At 39.1% G+C, this 14341-nt stretch carries 13 protein-coding genes, 13 tRNA genes and 4 pseudogenes; 3 read left to right on the top strand and 27 right to left on the bottom strand.

Annotation, left to right across the window (positions count from 1 at the left end):
- Nucleotides 1-689: 689 nt before the first annotated feature.
- On the bottom strand, nucleotides 690-1808 hold the full coding sequence (locus CP943_RS05215) for a Rap family tetratricopeptide repeat protein (protein WP_023856456.1): 1119 nt from the start codon (nucleotides 1806-1808) through the stop codon (nucleotides 690-692).
- A gap of 323 nt (nucleotides 1809-2131) precedes the next feature.
- On the opposite strand from CP943_RS05215, the gene CP943_RS05210 reads away from it, so the two are divergent.
- Nucleotides 2132-3721, top strand: coding sequence for a ribonuclease YeeF family protein (locus CP943_RS05210; protein WP_234026560.1), 1590 nt, complete (start codon nucleotides 2132-2134; stop codon nucleotides 3719-3721).
- Between the two features lie 12 nt (nucleotides 3722-3733).
- Nucleotides 3734-4024 carry a contact-dependent growth inhibition system immunity protein gene (locus tag CP943_RS05205; protein ID WP_023856429.1) on the top strand — a complete coding sequence of 97 codons (291 nt, stop codon included), beginning with the start codon at nucleotides 3734-3736 and terminating at the stop codon, nucleotides 4022-4024.
- A 48-nt stretch (nucleotides 4025-4072) separates the two neighbouring features.
- Here CP943_RS05205 and CP943_RS22610 read toward each other — a convergent pair.
- The 13 genes and pseudogenes from CP943_RS22610 to CP943_RS05140 all read right to left on the bottom strand — a co-directional run.
- A pseudogene (locus CP943_RS22610) lies at nucleotides 4073-4319 on the bottom strand (peptidoglycan-binding domain-containing protein); the annotation flags it as partial.
- Between the two features lie 80 nt (nucleotides 4320-4399).
- Nucleotides 4400-4885 (bottom strand): annotated as a pseudogene (locus tag CP943_RS05195) (terminase large subunit domain-containing protein); the annotation flags it as partial.
- Nucleotides 4885-5418 carry a phage terminase small subunit P27 family gene (locus CP943_RS05190; protein ID WP_023856432.1) on the bottom strand — a complete coding sequence of 178 codons (534 nt, stop codon included), beginning with the start codon at nucleotides 5416-5418 and terminating at the stop codon, nucleotides 4885-4887. The gene CP943_RS05190 and the pseudogene CP943_RS05195, both read right to left, overlap by 1 nt.
- Nucleotides 5419-5799: 381 nt before the next feature.
- Nucleotides 5800-6173: pseudogene (locus CP943_RS05180) on the bottom strand (HNH endonuclease signature motif containing protein).
- A 141-nt stretch (nucleotides 6174-6314) separates the two neighbouring features.
- Nucleotides 6315-6941: a hypothetical protein gene (locus CP943_RS05175; protein ID WP_105980828.1), complete on the bottom strand. Its 627-nt coding sequence runs from the start codon at nucleotides 6939-6941 to the stop codon at nucleotides 6315-6317.
- A gap of 51 nt (nucleotides 6942-6992) precedes the next feature.
- Nucleotides 6993-7460 (bottom strand): hypothetical protein, encoded by a 468-nt coding sequence (locus CP943_RS05170; protein ID WP_105980827.1) that lies wholly within the window; start codon nucleotides 7458-7460, stop codon nucleotides 6993-6995.
- 186 nt (nucleotides 7461-7646) lie between these two features.
- Nucleotides 7647-8252 (bottom strand): hypothetical protein, encoded by a 606-nt coding sequence (locus tag CP943_RS05165; RefSeq protein ID WP_105980826.1) that lies wholly within the window; start codon nucleotides 8250-8252, stop codon nucleotides 7647-7649.
- A gap of 175 nt (nucleotides 8253-8427) precedes the next feature.
- Nucleotides 8428-8640, bottom strand: a complete 213-nt coding sequence (locus CP943_RS05160) for a hypothetical protein (protein ID WP_023856434.1) — start codon at nucleotides 8638-8640, stop codon at nucleotides 8428-8430.
- On the bottom strand, nucleotides 8641-9537 hold the full coding sequence (locus tag CP943_RS05155; protein WP_023856435.1) for a hypothetical protein: 897 nt from the start codon (nucleotides 9535-9537) through the stop codon (nucleotides 8641-8643).
- Between the two features lie 232 nt (nucleotides 9538-9769).
- The gene (locus CP943_RS05150; protein WP_023856436.1) at nucleotides 9770-10312 is read right to left on the bottom strand and encodes a site-specific integrase; all 543 of its coding nucleotides are present in this window, start codon (nucleotides 10310-10312) and stop codon (nucleotides 9770-9772) included.
- Nucleotides 10312-10749: pseudogene (locus CP943_RS05145) on the bottom strand (ArpU family phage packaging/lysis transcriptional regulator). Before CP943_RS05145 ends, CP943_RS05150 begins: the two are co-directional and overlap by 1 nt.
- A 15-nt stretch (nucleotides 10750-10764) precedes the next feature.
- Complete coding sequence (locus CP943_RS22795) at nucleotides 10765-10893, bottom strand: hypothetical protein (protein WP_023856437.1); 129 nt, start codon at nucleotides 10891-10893, stop codon at nucleotides 10765-10767.
- Between the two features lie 108 nt (nucleotides 10894-11001).
- A complete protein-coding gene (locus CP943_RS05140; RefSeq protein ID WP_234026559.1) occupies nucleotides 11002-11754 on the bottom strand; it encodes a hypothetical protein in 753 nt (250 codons plus the stop codon).
- A gap of 1043 nt (nucleotides 11755-12797) precedes the next feature.
- On the opposite strand from CP943_RS05140, the gene CP943_RS22605 reads away from it, so the two are divergent.
- Nucleotides 12798-12974, top strand: a complete 177-nt coding sequence (locus tag CP943_RS22605; protein WP_311178838.1) for a site-specific integrase — start codon at nucleotides 12798-12800, stop codon at nucleotides 12972-12974.
- 160 nt (nucleotides 12975-13134) lie between these two features.
- Here CP943_RS22605 and CP943_RS05125 read toward each other — a convergent pair.
- The 13 genes from CP943_RS05125 to CP943_RS05065 all read right to left on the bottom strand — a co-directional run bounded on the left by CP943_RS05125 (nucleotide 13135) and on the right by CP943_RS05065 (nucleotide 14326).
- Nucleotides 13135-13216: transfer RNA gene (locus tag CP943_RS05125), tRNA-Leu, on the bottom strand.
- 14 nt (nucleotides 13217-13230) lie between these two features.
- Nucleotides 13231-13319 (bottom strand) — tRNA-Leu (locus tag CP943_RS05120).
- A gap of 12 nt (nucleotides 13320-13331) precedes the next feature.
- Nucleotides 13332-13402: transfer RNA gene (locus CP943_RS05115), tRNA-Cys, on the bottom strand.
- 14 nt (nucleotides 13403-13416) lie between these two features.
- Nucleotides 13417-13491 (bottom strand) — tRNA-Gly (locus CP943_RS05110).
- A gap of 53 nt (nucleotides 13492-13544) precedes the next feature.
- Nucleotides 13545-13616: transfer RNA gene (locus CP943_RS05105), tRNA-Gln, on the bottom strand.
- A gap of 8 nt (nucleotides 13617-13624) precedes the next feature.
- Nucleotides 13625-13697: transfer RNA gene (locus CP943_RS05100), tRNA-His, on the bottom strand.
- A 20-nt stretch (nucleotides 13698-13717) separates the two neighbouring features.
- Nucleotides 13718-13791, bottom strand: a tRNA-Trp gene (locus tag CP943_RS05095).
- Between the two features lie 7 nt (nucleotides 13792-13798).
- A tRNA-Tyr gene (locus CP943_RS05090) sits at nucleotides 13799-13883 on the bottom strand.
- 7 nt (nucleotides 13884-13890) lie between these two features.
- Nucleotides 13891-13963 (bottom strand) — tRNA-Thr (locus CP943_RS05085).
- A 3-nt stretch (nucleotides 13964-13966) separates the two neighbouring features.
- Nucleotides 13967-14042: transfer RNA gene (locus CP943_RS05080), tRNA-Phe, on the bottom strand.
- Nucleotides 14043-14051: 9 nt separating this feature from the next.
- Nucleotides 14052-14128 (bottom strand) — tRNA-Asp (locus tag CP943_RS05075).
- 24 nt (nucleotides 14129-14152) lie between these two features.
- Nucleotides 14153-14229: transfer RNA gene (locus tag CP943_RS05070), tRNA-Met, on the bottom strand.
- Nucleotides 14230-14250: 21 nt separating this feature from the next.
- Nucleotides 14251-14326 (bottom strand) — tRNA-Val (locus CP943_RS05065).
- Between the last annotated feature and the right edge of the window lie 15 nt (nucleotides 14327-14341).

Here is a 14341-nt window from a genome sequence, read left to right as displayed (position 1 = left end):
GGCTGTATTCAATATAGCGGGCAGATGTCGCTAAAGTTTGATCAACTTGTAAACAAAACGTAAAAAGGTGGATCGGAGGATCGGGACATATCATTGCATCGAGAAAAGCACCTTGCCGATGACAAGGTGCCTTATTTCACGGTGCGATAAATGAAGAGTGCGGACAACAGTTGGTCATTGCGTTTATGTTGGCGGCTCTCCGCTTTGATGGGAATAAACTAAAAGAGCGTTCCTTTTATATGGAACGCTCTTTCGTCGTTTGGCAATACGGTTTTCAGCGATATCGGTGGTCAGGGTGAATATATCCAGAGAACCATTGATATATCAAGGTTTTTGTCTGCCTTTGTACAAAATTTGGCGCAAAAATTTTAAATTGCTAATAATGCGGACAGCTGCATATTCAAATATTGATATGATAAAAATTCCAACACAAGGGGCGAAGAAAAATGAGTATCAACACAATCGTTCTGCTTTATACAAGTCGTCCAAGATTTTGGCATAGGTTCGTTTTCAAACTAAAATAATTCTTTCACCAAAAAGGCAGGCCAACAAATGACCTGCCCAAACACAATTATGTTGCGAGCCTAGATGCCACAGAAAATTCTGCATGTTGTTGTTCAACAGATGTGTGAATGGAAGCGTCCGACACGACCAACAAGCCCAATGCAAGGGTCAGCGAAAGAAACAGCTTAGATTTCATACAGAAAGTCGCCCCTTTTGATTTGTTTCTGAGCCTGCACCATCTGATCATAAAAAAATATGGAATCATTTGGCCGCTCATTCCTAGTATAGAATAGAGCTGCTTCTAATGCCAGTTCCTCAAGATAGGGGTAACCACGACTATCCCGTAATGGTTTCATTGTTTCTAGTACCTCTGACTTATTAGCTGATTTTATATACAGTACTTCTAAAACGTCCAACAGACACAGGAATAATTCATCTTCAAATACCCGCGCACTTTCAAGCGCCTTTTCATAAAATTTTCGTCCTTCAATATTTTCGTTATTTCGAAAGTGAATTAAAGCCAAATCATAATAAGCCTGAGTCAGTTCCTTTGCCTTTATTTCCTTTGCTACATCAATCGCCTTATGAAAGTATTCAATAGCTTTTGTTGGTCTCTCCATTGCATTATAACAATATGCGACATTTAAAAGAGCCTTTGCAACGATCGCCTTGTTTTGAATGTCTTCCGCGGATTCCTTAGCGCTTAAAAGATGCGGTAAAGCTTGATCATGCGTTGATAAATCAATGTAATTCCCAGCAACAACGAATAGACAATTGATTCTTCGAATCACATATGCATCATAGGATTTATAAATATCATAAGCGAGAGACACATAATACATTGACATATGAGTTTGTTTCATATGATAAAACACTTCAGCCATCTTATAATAGAATTCTGCTTTTTCTATTTTATCTGAAACTTTCGTCAACTTTTTTTCCGCTGCTCTATAACCCTTAATTGCCTTTATGTATTTTCCTCGTGAAAAATGATACATTCCGGTGAAAAAGGAAAAATAGTATTCGAGCAAGCCTGACAATTTTCTTCCCTGTCCCTCAATTTCCCTAAGATAATCCGATTTGCTCAGCTTTTTTTCTGCCGGGAAAAGATATTCCAACATTAACTCATGTCTAAAATTCATAAGCTGATAATAGGAAAGCAAGTCTTGATCTTCTTCCATTCTTTCTATAGCTAAGTGAACTTCCGCCTTTAATTGTTCTGCTTCTATTACGTTTAATTTTTGAATTTCGTTGTACCAGCGGTTTATTTTGATTCCAACTTCAGAAGACGGGATAGTCTCCAACTGCCATCATTCCCTTCCAGCTAACATCCTTTTTATGTAAAGATTAACATACAATTCATAATTGTAAAACTTCTATCATCCCAAAAAATGAGATTTTCGTGATACCGAAAGACAGATTTAAAACAAATGGCTTTTGGTTTAGTCACAGAGCCTAAAGAATGCTATAACAAACTTGTTTACGGTAATCGAAATGAATTAATAGAAGTAATGACCTAAGTCCAATGATTCATTTTCATGGTTGAACAGGATATATTCACCAAGTCCTTTCTATAAAGTGGTAAACTATATACTGATTGTAATGAAAAGTATTAGAGGAGAATGCCATGAAGACTCTGGATGTTCAGGCGCTGCACCATGCAATTGATCAAACGCTGGAACAATTAAAACAACAATCAGACGAATTCGATAAAGTTAAAAAGGCCGTTGAGGGGATCACATCACTTGATGATGCTTTAAAAGGAAAAGGCGGCGACGCGATCCGCGCCTTTTACGAGGAATGTCACACCCCTTTTCTGCGGTTCTATGACACTTTCATAGAGGAATACAGTTCCACGCTGAAGAAAATGAAAAGCGCGTTGAATTCCCTGGAACCCAACCATAACGGATTTATTTCACAGTCCTTTCTCGAACACGAACTGGAGAATGGCTTAAATGCTGCTGATCGAACAACGAAACATTTGGTTTCTAAAACCAACTCTACAATCGCAAAAGTCAGCCATATCGTCGATTTACCGGATTTGAATGACAGCGGTTTTCATGAACAGAATCAGAAAGCGTTAAAGGAAATCAGCACGACTCTTGAAAAGCTGCATGCGTTTGACCGCGAGCAAACCAACGCCCTCAAAACGGCTGAAAACGATCTTGAGACGATGCAGAGATACATGGCGCGGCTCGAAAAGATGTATACCGGGCCCAAAATTGAAATCACCAGTTATCAAAAAGGCGCGATTTTAAAGCCGGATGAGATGGATAACCTGAGTGGAAATCAAGAAACAGCGATGGGTGCCATGTTGAAAAAAGTCGGAGACAAAGAAGATGCGGACATTAACACTCTCGCCAATCCAGATCGATTAAAAAAATTGGCGACACAAAAGGTTTCCAAGAAAGAGTACACTCAAGAGGAATTGAATGAACTTAAAAAAGATTATAGAGTATTTAACGATACGCTTTACCGGGCATACATAGATGGTGATACAATCGTTAAGATAGAACCCGCCTACACCCTTCCAGAGAATGTAGAAAAAAGCGACTTTGCTAAATATTTCGATACAGCGATGGAATTTACAGGTGTGTATGATGCAGTAAGAGCAGCGTTTGGATACGACCTTGCGACAGGCGAAATCGTTAAAGATAACGGTGATCGTTTGATGGCCGGATTGAGTATCACCCCTATCGGAAAGGCATTTAAGTACGGAAAGCGCGGCTACAAGCTATTTAAAGGTGAAGAAGCGGCAAAGAACGTTTCTAAGGTAGATAAAGCCCAGAAGAGTAAAGATACAGTTAAACCTGGGGACAGTAGTCCCCTGGCACCAGGTGGTGGATTAGCAGCTCATGAATCCAAAAGAGGCCACTTAATCAAAAGGCATGTTGGGAAAACTGACGAGGAGTTATCCCAACGTTTAAAAAAAGATCTTAAAATCACTGGTTCATCTACTTTTAAAGATAGAGCTACAGCAGAAAAAGTCGCTAGTGAAGTATTGAAAGATCCCAAAAACATAAAAAAAGTAGAAAAGTGGTTATCAGACCCTAAAAGCAGGCCTACTCTTGCATTAAGATACAAAGGTAATGGAGATGTTCTTGGAAGAAGTATAGAAAGAGGCTCAAATACCGCAGAAGATGTTACGAATGCAAAAATAGTCTTGAAAAAGGGGAAAGATGGAGAGTATATTTTAACAGGATATCCAATAAAATAAAGGAGTTTCAATATGGAAGATAATTATGATATTTTTGAAGAGTTAAGTGATTTTTTGGATGGCACATTTCATCAGGATATGGGGTCCCCAGAACAAGCACTGAATGAGTTTATTAGTGAATCCAGCAAAGAATGCTTGGCTTTCACAATACAATTTTGTCAAGAGTTTTTAAATAGTGACATATCTGATCAAGAGAAAGAAGACTATATAAAATCGCACTGCGAAATTTATTTTCCTGCTATCGGATTAACTCCTATACAATGGTTAAAAAGTGTAATAGAGCAAATAAAAGAAGCTATTTAAAAGAAAAAGACTTGAAAGGCCCACTTTTTTACGAGAGGGCCTTTTTTATTACTTCAGTAACGATTCAATTTTCGCTTTCGTCTTCGGTCCGTAAATACCGTCCGCAGACAGCCCATGCATAGTTGGAACCATTTGACCGCATTCACCCGTAAAAGCCATCAATGCCGTTATTTTTGGCATCTTTGTCTGGTTAGAAATAGAGGGCAGCTAATGCTTCCTGAATCTGCCGGACAGCCGTTCCCTTCATCATTGGGCTTTTGTAAATTCCGATCGGTAGTGGGTACTTTTTTCCCTCCGGCTTTTTCGTGCTTTCTTTTGGGGCCGATGTTGCAGGTCGCTTGCTTGATCCACCACAATGGCCGAGATATTTCGCATTAACTGTTCAAGAATCGCCTGGTATACATCGTCTGACTGCTCCCGGGACCATCCAGCAATAAACACCCGATGTTTTTCGGTTGTCGGGAACACTTCATAAGAAGCCATGAGTGCGAGAAATTGCGATTTTGCATTCTTACGCGCCAACTGAATATAAACTTTTCGGAATCGGCGGGCACCGTTTTCCTTTTTAAAAAAGCCATATACATTGGCCGCAATAAATAGCTGAAAATCTGTCAGCTCAATCGGCTCACCCGCAAGTATCCCCTCAACATGCCTGAACTGCCGCGCCCATTCGTAAAAATCTAGCACTGCTTCAGCGTCATAGTAAAAGGGGCAATCCGGTTTCGCTAACGCCTCAACATCTTTAAAAAATCGCTGCACAGCCCATTTATGCTTTTGACAAGCCTTTATCTCACCGGAAAGTATTTTTTCGCAATAGGCCCATACACGCTCAATCAGAATTTCAGCGGTGACCTCTTGCATTACATCCGGCCCCCAAACCGCTCTTCCTCTTTTGATTTCGGCTTGTCGTCATCCTTTTTAGGAATCACGAGCTTGCAGCACGAGGAAATGGTTAAGCCCAAATCACTGGAAGCCTGCCGACATTGTTTGAATAGTTTATCTTGATTGATAAGCAAGTCCGAATACGCTTCATTAACTACCGTTTTTTCTTTTTCCCCCACGACATTTCCCTGTGCGTCCTTATCTCTGACGACTATTGTTTTCATTGGCCCCTGCTCAAGCAGCTGGTCCGTCACCTGAAGGTAAAGCTTCCGCGAATATAAAAAACGGGCGAGCGCATCAACATCTAAATTCGTCATAATTCCGATGTTTTTCAGCTCGTCCGCTATTTTTTTGAATTCCCTTTTTAAGTATTTCGGTAAATAAGAAGGCGCCTTTACCTTGTCTCCTGGCGCCTTGATCTCCTGCTTTCTTCGTTCCTCAATCTCCTGTTTTGTCAGGTTTTTCTTACCTTTCACAAGCAATAAGTCAACTGGTTGCCTTGGTCTTACCATTCCCTCACCTCCTTCCGAAATTTCTTTTAGGGAATTTTTCAAAATGTGGAGGGGAGCGCGGTCTCCGGCGAAATCCTTTCCAGAGATTTAAGGGCGGGGGGCTCCATTTCCTTCCGCAGCTCCAGCATGGCCGTTTCTAATTCCTCTCGAGCTTGCGTGTATTTCTGCTTGTATACGTCAATTCCCTTTTGAGCTTGTGCTTTGAGACGTAGTACAGTCAGCTTCTTTACCTTCTGTTTCATGCGCCTGATCGTCTCGTTTGTGTAGTAGGACGTGTATTCAGTCTGACACCGCGGACACTTGATGTAATGCTGCCGCACCCCGTTGTCATACTTCCTAACTTTCGAACATCCTTTGATATGGAACTTGGTTCAACAGTGATCACATACGCAGGTTTGATGTTCTGTTGCCAAAGCCTTCATCCTCCTTCGCGGTCTTCCTGCTGTGGCAGGGCGCACACAGCGGCTGCCAGTTGGAAGAATCCCAAAATAGTTTTTTATCTCCCTTATGCGGTTTGTTATGGTCAACGACTGATGCAGGAACCCGCCTGCCCTCCTTCATGCAGGAAACACAGAAAGGATGCTTCGACAGGTACCCCTGTCTTGCCTTCCGCCATTTGCTGTCATACCCCGGCGGGCAGCTGACTCACGGTATTGATCATAAGCTGGCTTGTCCCTCTTATGCTGTTCGCAGTAACTTTTCCGGGTGAGAGTCGGACAGCCTGGTTCATTGCAGGGTTTTAAAGGGGTATGCATTATAAACTCTCCTTCTTTTTTGCTTTTAAAGCCTAAAATTTCAAAAAAGAACAGACTCACTAGAAACACCCTCGTTTTATTTAGATCGTTAATGGTCTTTTTCTCAAAAATTCTCTTTTCATCTATTGCACTGATTTATCTTTATTCTATAAAAGAGGAAAGTTCATCTTTCATCCGAGCTTTTAACACATTGAATTTATCCTCTACTTCTTTTTTTATTTCCCTATTTTCAATTCTAGATACTTCTTCAATATGGCTATAGTTAATATATAATTCATTTAATTTTTGAAAATATTCGTCTAGTTTATCACTTGTATATTCGATAAAATATAATTCGTTAAGCAGCCAAAAATTTTTTGCTTTAATTAATGCATTTTTTGCTAGAGTTAGGTCTCTCAATTTTTCATATTCTCTAACTTTTTTTATTGCCTTATCTTTATTAACTTCCCATAAATCAACAACATCGTTAACAACTTTTTGAGTAGTACCAATCTCATTTAAATAGCTCTCAATGTCATCTTTGTTATAATCATCAAAACTAGGTCTTGAAATTAAACCTTTCAAACCAAAAATATGCCCTTGTGCCTCTTTCATCAGTTTATATAATTCTGAATAACATAAATGTTTTTTCTCATTATACAAACTAAAGTCTTGAATTTTTTTTTGTAAAATATGTTTCTGTTTTTCTAATTTAGCATTGAAAAATAAACCTAGTATTCCTGTTAAGGTTATAGGTAATAATAGCACTACCCAATCGACAACTTTCATGTGATCCCCCCCTTTAAATCTTCTATGGTTAAAGTTAATTTTAAAAGTATCTCATTTTCCATTTAATAATAGGTCAAAATCATGTGTTATAACTGAATCATTACTTAAACCGAGTTCATTTCTCATAAGCAACATTATTCTATAAAATGCATCTAATTTTTTAGGATCTTGTAGGTTAAAATCAGCTATATCTTTAAAAAGCTCAATAATTTCTTTATTACAAATTAAAGAGACTTTCATTTTAATAGAAAGATAATTCTCAGCTAGTTTAGCCTTCTCTTTTTGTAACTCATGAGGCAACTGATCCTCTGATAAATTTTTAAATTGATGTTTTAACAAAGCTTGATTAACAATTACAGCAGATGATACAACTTGAACAAATTCTAAATATAAATCATATTTCTTATCAAAAATTCTTCTTTTTCTTTCGGCATTGGTTGTTAGGTAGGAACTAAAGCTAGCAGAAAGAATAACAACGATTAAAGGTACTGCAATAAACCTTATGATATCCATATTCAATATACTAACCACCCTTATATTTTACTTATCAGGATTATTGTAGCAAAAAAACAGCTATATTGGATTGTCAAAATATACATTCTTTCTAAACCGGCCCCACACTCAGAGGCTCTCATTGGCCGCCAATCGTTTATTCTGAGATTCACTGGATCCGGTTTACAGAGAACATAAAAAAGCACTAGGTAACTAGTGCCTAGTATAGTTTTCATATTTTCTTAAAATTAAACTTTTATAACTTGAAATGATTTTAAATAATCTTTGAATTTCATCTATACCTTCTTTAGCTTCGTCTTCAGTCATAGGTCTTTTTCCAATATACCCATCGATTTTTCTATATATACTCCCTATGATTTTCATTATTTCTTTATATTCGCTGTACCCCATTTCTTCTATCAAAGTTCTCCTGTCTTGTTGTATTGATTCAATTATTTCTTTTACTAGCTCGCCAGTTTGATAATTTCTTCGTTCTGGATCCATATGAATCTGTTGAGCATAATTAAGAGCTCTTCTATTGTAGCTTAAGTATCGATCTTCCAATGAACTTAAATTAATTATTCGTTCCGTAGCTGTGCTTAAAAAAATTTCTTTATCTCTATGACTAAGTTGCAATCTAACGCCTACATAAGTAATTGCGCCGCCCAAAATAGCGCCAACAAATCCGATAATCCCTGCAATAATAGTCTCGGAATCGACAAAAAACTCATTAATCAGGTTTGAAAATAAGATAATATCCCCTAATAATAAAGAGAATATGATGAAAAAGAAAACTATATCTTTATAAAAATTTCTCATAATAACGTCCTACCTCCCATATTACTATATCGGAGGTAATTGACAGCAGTCTATATTGTGCGAAATTTGTCGAACGATTCCTCCTTATGCTAAACGCGTATTAAAATTTGCGCCTTACACATACTCCGAGAGGAAGCCAAGCATTGTAAGACGGCATGTCCAAAAAACATACTGCTTACAAATCTCCCGATACCAATGCCGCAAGACTAGCGCGATCCGGCTCAGAATGCTCTTCCCGTTTGGCTATATTCTTCGCCGGCTTAATTTGAGTAGCAATATGAAAAACGCCTTCCGTTATTGGAGGCGTTTTCTTCAATGTTTGACCTAATACCATATTAACCGATTTAAAACTAAACAGAGTGCCAACGTTGTGCCACAATTGTGCCATTTACTTTTTTACCTTTTTTATGTTTTCTAAAAGCCCCATTCCGTTTTCATTAAACTTTTTAAGAAATCTCTCCGAGGACATATATAAAGGGAGCTCAATTATAACTTTATAAGTTTCTTTGCCCTCATCATTTATGTAAGAAGTTACCATTGGATTACTTAGTTTTGTATCAATCCCTAAATCATTCATTGTTCCTAATAGCACATCAAATAATAATGATTCACTAACTGCGCTTACTTCAAATTCAAATGTTTCAAACCCGTAGAAATTAGATTTCCGTCGTGATTCATTAAGACTTTCCGATAAATTCAAAGATTTTAATAATCTTTCTATATCATTAATTCTTTTTAAAACTATAAACTGATCAGGGTTTTCATCCTTCACATGCTGTAAAATCATCGACTCACTTGATGCCCTATAAATAGGGTTGTCTGGATCTTTTTCCTTAAGCGCTGATTCTACATATTTTTTGAAGATCCCTTTCACTTCTATAACGCCCTTCATATCATTAGTAAAAAATATAGTACGCTCAGCTCCTAAGTCAAAAGGAAGTTTAGTACCATTCTCACAAACATGAACAATGGGCTTTCGAACAGCATGCCTTACAGCTACCTCGTACATTACATTTGGATTTAATCCAGTTAAGTTTGCTATAACTAAATCATCTTCCAAAATACTATTAATTAATTGATTTGTAATAGAACCACCGTCGGTCATTCTATGAGCAACATTAGTTTCAAATCCAAGGTCATTCAGTACAGGTACAATTACAGCATCTATAAAGCCTTCAGCGGAACGTCTAATATCTGTATTATCATCACCAATTGGTGTTATAACAAATGCTCTTTTTGTATTTTCTTTTTTTGCTGCATCTTTCCGAACGCCTGTCCTTGTCAATTTTAATCCCCCCTAAATATTCCTATGAGGATTATAATATAAGACACCTGATTTATCCACAATATCCACCAATTAACCATATCTTATATTGTGTCCAATTCACGAAAACGCTGAACCCTTTGTCCTGCATAGTTTTATGCCTTTTCTTTAAAATGAGTCAGCCAATTTTTCATTATGGTTAATTCGTTAAATTAGGCACAAAAAAACTCATCCGTTTTGAAGACAGATGAGCTTACAAACTGAATGAGTCCATTGTTTGATCCATTGTGTCTTGAGTGATCCCAATATATCTAAGCGTCACGTCCGGGCTGGAATGGTTAAATATCTCTTGCAGCAGAGCAACGTCCTTGAATTTTTTATAGTGCCAATAACCAAACGTTTTCTTCATGGTGTGGGTACCGATACCATCAAGCCCGACGTATTTCGCCGCTTCTTTCAATATGTTGTATGCCGTGCTTCTACTGATTGGTTTGTTAAGCCCTTCACGGCTCTTAAACAAAAATTCCTGGTCATCCTTGTCTTTAATGTAATGGGCCAGGGCTTTTTTTAGGGCCTTATTTATTTTGATCCGTTTCTGCTTGCCGGTTTTCTTCTCTCTTAAATCAATGTACATTCGTTTCGCGTCGCGGACTCTTAGCCGGAGTAAATCAGATATACGTAAACCCGAGTTGATGCCGGTGACGAAAAGAAGATAGTTTCTTTCGCTCCGTTCTCTCAGGAATTTCTTAATATAATAAATCTGGTCCATGTCCCTGATAGGCAGCACAAAATTCATTATGAAGCACTCTTCACATACACTTCTTCTTTCAATGCAAAAGCCAGATTGTAAAAAGCACGCGATTTTATCCGGAAGTATGTGCGCGGGCTTAACCCAATTTCGTTCTAAACCTCATAATTAAAACGGTGATCCTGTGACATATACCTCATGATGATGATCTGCCGTTCATTGGCCGGCAATCGATTCACAGCCTTTTGAATTTTTAAAAGAAAGGCATGTCGTTCCTGTTCCATTTCAATTCTTTTGATGGCCGTATCTTCGGTAGATGAATGAAACGCGTTTGTATTTGACGGTGGAACAATGTTGAACCCCGCCGTTACTTTCGGCAGCAGATCATCCGGCACTTGCAAGAGAACCACCCTGTAATTATCAAGTATGGCTTCAACCTTCTTTTTGGTTGCTTCTCTATCGATTTCGGGTAATTGAAATAGCATGGTTTATTCCTCCTTTTATTTGCGCTTATAAGCGCCGCCTTTGCCTCTTTTAAGAATCTGCTTTTTTTGCCCCATGATTTCTCTCCAAAAGCGTTCAGAGCGCTCCTGTGCTTTTTCAGGGCGTTTTCTTTTGGTGGGTTTCATATCTATTGCTCCTTTCACTAGACCGCAGCCGGGACAAATAAAAAACGGACACTAAACAAACAGTGTAAAAGCTGTAAGTTCAGTGTCCGCAGGCTTTCCGTCTTGGACTTAATTATCTTCTATTTTTAGTCTGATCGGTTCATTATATATATCTTCTATTTTTTTAAACATGGTTCTTTCACACCTTTTGGGATCGCTGTTATCCCCTAATAAAACGATTTCCTTGTTTATTGGATGTAATATGAACCATTTCTCGTTATTTTTATCTTTTATATATACCGCTTTTTTAGTTGACCCATTAATGAATTTTATAACAGGAATCGAAATGAAGGGGATAGCTGCACAAATTAAAAATAAAATTAATAACGCAAATATTAGCCATCGTGAATTCTCATACTCAGAAAATACTATCAACAAAGCAGTATTGATATAAAAAGTGAGTAAAGCGATCAAGTACAGTAAAAAAACTAATAATTTAATAATCTTATTAGACCTTACTTTAAATAAAACATTTTCTGTGTTTCGAATATCGTTTGCTATTAATGAGAACATTATTATTAATGCTATAAATATAAGAGAAACATTATTTCTTACTTCATTATAAGTCCAACCAAAACTGTCATTAAAAGATATAGATAAACAAAAGAATAAGATTACAAAATAAAATCCGTAAGCAAAGTATTTACAAACAACTACGAAAAACAACCGTTCTTTTGAAAATAATTTCTGCTCAACAACATTCGAAGAAAAAAGAGTAATGGGGTGTAAAATCCTAATCAGATACAAAGCGAGACCTACTAGCGAAATAACATAGCTAGGCACTTCAAAATAACTTAATAATTCATTTAGATTTTTATCCATTTCAATCTTCCCTCTTTCATACCTCAATATTTTCCTAATCATCCTATTTTATCAACTTATATTCTCCTTCTCAACGCCCATGCTGCAGCCGCATTTCGGGCAGCATACAATCTGGTCAAATTTTTATATCTAATTTGCTGTAAACCTCATTCACGACAGCTTGTATTCGATCACAATTGCGCCTCCTGATCAAATAAACTGAGCTGAGTGATTTTATAATTGAACAGTAGCATTTTTTCGGCCAGGTTCACTTTTTCGGATTCACCGACAACCTGCTTATATGCTGAAAAAGTTTCTCTATCCCAATTGGGATAGAGTTCGGGTATCAAAGGATCATCATAATAAGAGAGAACTACTTTTCCTTTCACCTGGTTCAGAAGCCGCGCCAGATCCGGTGATCCTGATCTTTAAACCCGCCAGCATAAATTGTTCTCGGCCGACATACGGAGGATCAACATAAAAGAGAGTATCGGGGCTATCGTATTTTTCAATGATTCCTTGCGGCACCCTTCACTCGGTTGGAGAATGATTGAAAAGCTGTACAGGCACTTATATATCCACCCGCTGGATTCTGCCCGCTTTTCGTACTGTGACACCATCCGGTTTGTGGAACATTCTCCACGTTTCCCTTGCTGATCCCGGACCGGTACTTATAAAACCATTGGACAGCCCGGTCAAAGTCGTCTGTTGGATAATTCTCGGTCTTCCATTTCTCGTAAAAGCGCCCAGCTGTAAGGAATAGACTCACAAGCCTTTTGTATTGCCTTTGGATCCTTTTTGACTTGCATTAGGAAATTGACCACATTTCCGTCAATATCGTTGTACACTTCATTAGATATTTTCGGCTTATTTGCTATGACATGGACCGCACCCGTAGCCGCCCATCAAATAACTACCCAGTCAAGACCCCGGATCTTCTTTTCAACGGTTTTCTCGCCCTTAGCTCTAATCAAAATATAAAGTCATCAGCAATACAAATGTAAATAAACTACTCAAAAAAGTTGTAACCGACAGTTCATGGATTAAGGCACACTCATGCAAGCGTGCTGCTTTATCGAAAGGTGTCAATTTATTATGTAAGTGCAAGGTTAGGACACGCTGATATAGAAACCACCTCTAGCACATATGCTCACTTAATTAAAGAGCTACGAGAAAGAGATGAAAATGAGACTGTAAACATTTTTGAGGAAATGGCTATCGAGGAAGCTGAAATTGCATAGGAAATTGAGGAGGTGCTTGTGCAAAATTTGTGCAAAAAAGTTTCAAAACGTACCGTTTTCTATCCAGTTCTTATAAAACACAAAACGCTCATAAACGTTGATATATCAACATTTATGAGCGTTTCGAAAAATCTTATCGGTTCTTAAAAAGAGCTAAGGATACCGGTGGTCGGGGTCGAACCGACACTCCCGAAGGAACACGATTTTGAGTCGTGCGCGTCTGCCAATTCCGCCACACCGGCATGTGTGTGATCAATGGTGCCGAGGGCCGGACTTGAACCGGCACGGTAGTCACCTACCGCAGGATTTTAAGTCCTGTGTGTCTGCCAATTCCACCACCCCGGCACGAGGCAAATAAGGCGACACCCGGATTCGAACCGGGGATAAAGGTTTTGCAGACCTCTGCCTTACCACTTGGCTATGCCGCCATCATTTTAAGAATTGGAGCGGAAGACGGGATTCGAACCCGCGACCCCCACCTTGGCAAGGTGGTGTTCTACCACTGAACTACTTCCGCATTTTAACTAATATTCATCTTATCATATGCAGGATGATAAAGAAAGATGAAAACTGGGCTAGCTGGATTCGAACCAGCGCATGACGGAGTCAAAGTCCGTTGCCTTACCGCTTGGCTATAGCCCAATATGAAGGGCGATTGATGGGAATCGAACCCACGAGTGCCAGAGCCACAATCTGGTGCGTTAACCACTTCGCCACAACCGCCATAAATTGTGAATTAAAATTGGCAGGGGCAGTAGGAATCGAACCCACACCGGAGGTTTTGGAGACCTCTGTTCTACCGTTAAACTATGCCCCTAAAAACATGGTGGAGGGGGACGGATTCGAACCGCCGAACCCTGAGGGAGCGGATTTACAGTCCGCCGCGTTTAGCCACTTCGCTACCCCTCCAAAACAGTGCCGGCCAGAGGACTTGAACCCCCAACCTACTGATTACAAGTCAGTTGCTCTACCAATTGAGCTAGACCGGCAAATGGTGGCTCGGGACGGAATCGAACCGCCGACACACGGATTTTCAGTCCGTTGCTCTACCAACTGAGCTACCGAGCCTTTATTAAATGGCGGTCCGGACGGGACTCGAACCCGCGACCTCCTGCGTGACAGGCAGGCATTCTAACCAACTGAACTACCGGACCATTTTGGCAATGAATTTTTAAATTTGGTTGCGGGGGCAGGATTTGAACCTGCGACCTTCGGGTTATGAGCCCGACGAGCTACCGAACTGCTCCACCCCGCGATAATATGATTTTCATAGAAATGGTGGAGGATGACGGGATCGAACCGCCGACCCTCTGCTTGTAAGGCAGATGCTCTCCCAGCTGAGCTAATCCTCCGAAGTACAGGACGTA

It is taken from the genome of Bacillus paralicheniformis, from assembly GCF_002993925.1.
GTDB classification, from domain to species: domain Bacteria; phylum Bacillota; class Bacilli; order Bacillales; family Bacillaceae; genus Bacillus; species Bacillus paralicheniformis.
Note: the sequence above shows the minus strand (reverse complement) of the source record. Positions and strands in the feature narration are given on the sequence as shown.

Excerpts from the sequence above, each read along its gene's own strand:
- CP943_RS22795 (WP_023856437.1), bottom strand. The coding sequence starts at position 10,893 with ATGAAACCCACCAAAAGAAAACGCCCTGAAAAAGCACAGGAGCGCTCT.
- CP943_RS05175 (WP_105980828.1), bottom strand. The coding sequence starts at position 6,941 with ATGAAAGTTGTCGATTGGGTAGTGCTATTATTACCTATAACCTTAACA.
- CP943_RS05160 (WP_023856434.1), bottom strand. The coding sequence starts at position 8,640 with ATGGCACAATTGTGGCACAACGTTGGCACTCTGTTTAGTTTTAAATCG.
- CP943_RS05140 (WP_234026559.1), bottom strand. The coding sequence starts at position 11,754 with ATGGATAAAAATCTAAATGAATTATTAAGTTATTTTGAAGTGCCTAGC.
- CP943_RS05210 (WP_234026560.1), top strand. The coding sequence starts at position 2,132 with ATGAAGACTCTGGATGTTCAGGCGCTGCACCATGCAATTGATCAAACG.
- CP943_RS05150 (WP_023856436.1), bottom strand. The coding sequence starts at position 10,312 with ATGAATTTTGTGCTGCCTATCAGGGACATGGACCAGATTTATTATATT.
- CP943_RS05190 (WP_023856432.1), bottom strand. The coding sequence starts at position 5,418 with ATGGTAAGACCAAGGCAACCAGTTGACTTATTGCTTGTGAAAGGTAAG.
- CP943_RS05165 (WP_105980826.1), bottom strand. The coding sequence starts at position 8,252 with ATGAGAAATTTTTATAAAGATATAGTTTTCTTTTTCATCATATTCTCT.
- CP943_RS05205 (WP_023856429.1), top strand. The coding sequence starts at position 3,734 with ATGGAAGATAATTATGATATTTTTGAAGAGTTAAGTGATTTTTTGGAT.